The sequence below is a fragment of the Microseira wollei NIES-4236 genome (assembly GCF_020521235.1).
GTDB classification, from domain to species: Bacteria; Cyanobacteriota; Cyanobacteriia; order Cyanobacteriales; family Aerosakkonemataceae; genus Microseira; species Microseira wollei.
Genome location: NZ_BLAY01000379.1, coordinates 1 through 2,686 on the forward strand (window position 1 = coordinate 1; position 2,686 = coordinate 2,686).

The following is a 2,686-nucleotide window of genomic DNA, read 5'->3' on the forward strand; positions in this document are numbered from 1 at the left end:
ACCGATCAAAACCCAGCGACAATTGTGGTGGAAACCATTCCAGATGTAGGGACACGGCAGCCAAATTTTCTGGAATTATGAAAAATCTACAAATTGCCGTGTCCCGACAGTGTAAAATCTCTCCTTTGTTAACCGATCAAAACCCAGCGACAATTGTGGTGGAAACCATTCCAGATGTAGGGACACGGCAGCCAAATTTTCTGGAATTATGAAAAATCTACAAATTGCCGTGTCCCGACAGTGTAAAATCTCTCCTTTATTAATCGATATTTTCTTGCATTACCGAAAATCATCAGATGCCGTGTCCCCACAGATGGTGCCAATTTTCACGGCTGTTGCTGGGGTGGTGGAGAATTCAATAAGGGAGAATTCTTTTTAATCGCATTTTCTAGCAGTTGTTTAGCAGATTCGCTAGGTTGATTAACTGGGGTAGAAGATTTGGTCTTACCAATTCCCAGATTGGCGTTCGAGTTAATCGGAGATGAAGCAATAAGTTCTGTCAATATTTGTTTGTAAGCTTGGAAAATTTGACTGTGGGATTCTGGTTTCAGCCAATTTTCCAGTTTTTCTGTAATATCCTCTGCATCTTCTGGCAGGTTGCTAGCCAGTTGATCCAATTCAACCCAGTCTTGGCTTGAAATTAGATCTGGTTTAGATTCCAGGACATTAACAAAGGCTTGGATGCTAGTGTAAGAAACAGACATTGGTTATACTCCTTTACCAATTGTACAAAAAGCTGCCCAATAATAAGGCTGTTTAAAGGGTTTGGTAGATGCTCCTTTTTGGTCAGAAATTTCTGGGAAATCTTGACCTAATTGGATCTTCCAACCTTCACTGAGTTGTGAGTTACTCAGCCAAGTTTGAAATTCTGCTGTTGTTGTATCTCGCAACCAGCGTTGGGCAGTATTTAGCGCTAAAGCGATATTAGTTTGTTGCTGGAGTTCTTCATATAATTTCAGCATCAATAAGGCAGTGGCACGGGCGCTGACTGTCCAGAGAGTACTGACAACATTGGTACTGCCAGCTAATAAAAAACCATTTGGCAATCCAATGTATTCATCGCTGGTATTACTGAAATCGATTAAACCTGTTTCGCAGGCAGAAAGGGTGACGAGGCGACAGTTTTTCAGGTCAAAGTGTTCGATAATTTCTGCTAAAGTTAGGTCTGCATCTGCTAACTGCAACCCAGAATCTAGGGGAGAATTAAAGTTGAAGTAACCGTGACAGAAGAAAAAGGCGCTGTGAGATGCCAGGAGTTGTTCGTGCAAGGTTACGGTGTTTGTGGTGGCATCAAGTTGCAGAATGGTTGATTTTTTGGCTTGGGATTGTTTAAGAATGTAAGCAGAATCGGTAAACTGTTTTTTGATGGCTGCTACAGCACCTAAATCTTGTTCGTATAAGTCTTCTGTGGGGGTTTGAATCGCAAACAGGCGTTGAAATTGCGGGCGTTGCTGCTGTTGCACTTGTCTTAATAGTTGGAGACTGGGGGCGTAGCGAATGCCGTTGTTAAAGCAGTCTAGCAGATAGGGAGAATTGGGAGGTGGGCTTGATGTTTGATCGAAGTGCTGCCAGATTTCTGGACTGATGGGTAAGCTATGCAGCGGGAATAGGTGCAAATAAAGATGGGGAATAAAAATTAACTGGTTAATTGTGCCTGGGATTTGAGCGAGAATGTCGTTAATATGCAAAATTTCAGCTAAGTTTTGCTGGCGCGCATCTAAGCTATCTTGCCATTGTTTTTGCAGTTCTTTTTGTTCAGATGATTCGGGTTCTGCTTGTTTGATTGCGATGTAGGCTTCCAGATACTCGTTACCCCAATTCTGTAAATTTTCCAGGTCGAGTGGGGAGGATTGCCAAATAATATAGTTATCGTGGGTGATGATGAAGGCGCGGAAACAATCTGGAAAGATATACCATTGAATAATGGCGGTGCTATCGTCTAGGAGTTTTTGGATTTGGTGAAAGCGGATGGGTTCTAATGGGTAAAGTTCGTTGTAACGCTGACGCAGTTGGTTGATGTGGGTGTAGTCGGGTTGGGAATCGGTGGCGAGGCGACGTTTTTCTGTTTCAATTTCGCTTCGGAGTTGTCGCAATTCTTGGCGCTGCTGTGAGGGAATTTTACCTTTAGGATAAAGGTGGCGGGTGGCAAGGAGTTCGATTAAGTTGCGGGTTTTGCTTCTGTCGCTGTATTCAATTGCTTGGTCAGCATAACCTAACTCCAGGCAGGTTTCAATCATACGACGATACAGGCGATTCCATTCTTCCGCTTGCTTGCGTTTGCTTTCTTCTCCAGAAACAATTTCTTCGCGCAATGCTTCGACGGTTTCAATTGCTTTGAGAAAGGTATCGTAAGCGGCAGGAAACTGCTTTTCAGAGTAGTAAAGCCAACCCAAGTTAAATAAAGTTTCTGCATTTTCTTGGGGAAAAGCATCGCGGGTGTAAATAGTCAGTGCCGCATGATAAGCAGCGATCGCATTTTCAATATTCTCTGCCTTCTCTCCCAATATCCTGTTACTGTAAGCATTACCCAGATTATTTTGCGTCGTTGCCCAATTAACCGGAAAAGCATCGCGGGTGTAAATAGTCAGTGCCGCATGATAAGCAGCGATCGCATTTTCAATATTCTCTGCCTTCTCTCCCAATATCCTGTTACTGTAAGCATTACCCAGATTATTTTGCGTCGTTG

General features: G+C 43.1%; 3 protein-coding genes. 1 reads left to right on the forward strand and 2 read right to left on the reverse strand.

Annotated features, from left to right (window positions below; all coding sequences use genetic code 11):
- A partial coding sequence (locus MiSe_RS48450; RefSeq protein ID WP_226594597.1) for a hypothetical protein occupies nt 1–212 on the forward strand: 212 nt, incomplete at its 5' end.
- Nucleotides 213–326: 114 nt separating this feature from the next.
- Here the strand turns inward: MiSe_RS48450 and MiSe_RS48455 are convergent.
- Both MiSe_RS48455 and MiSe_RS48460 read right to left on the reverse strand, forming a co-directional pair.
- Complete coding sequence (locus MiSe_RS48455; RefSeq protein ID WP_226594598.1) at nt 327–704, reverse strand: hypothetical protein; 378 nt, start codon at nt 702–704, stop codon at nt 327–329.
- A 3-nt stretch (nt 705–707) separates the two neighbouring features.
- The coding region (locus MiSe_RS48460) for a CHAT domain-containing protein (protein WP_226594599.1) at nt 708–2,686 on the reverse strand (1,979 nt) is incomplete at its 5' end.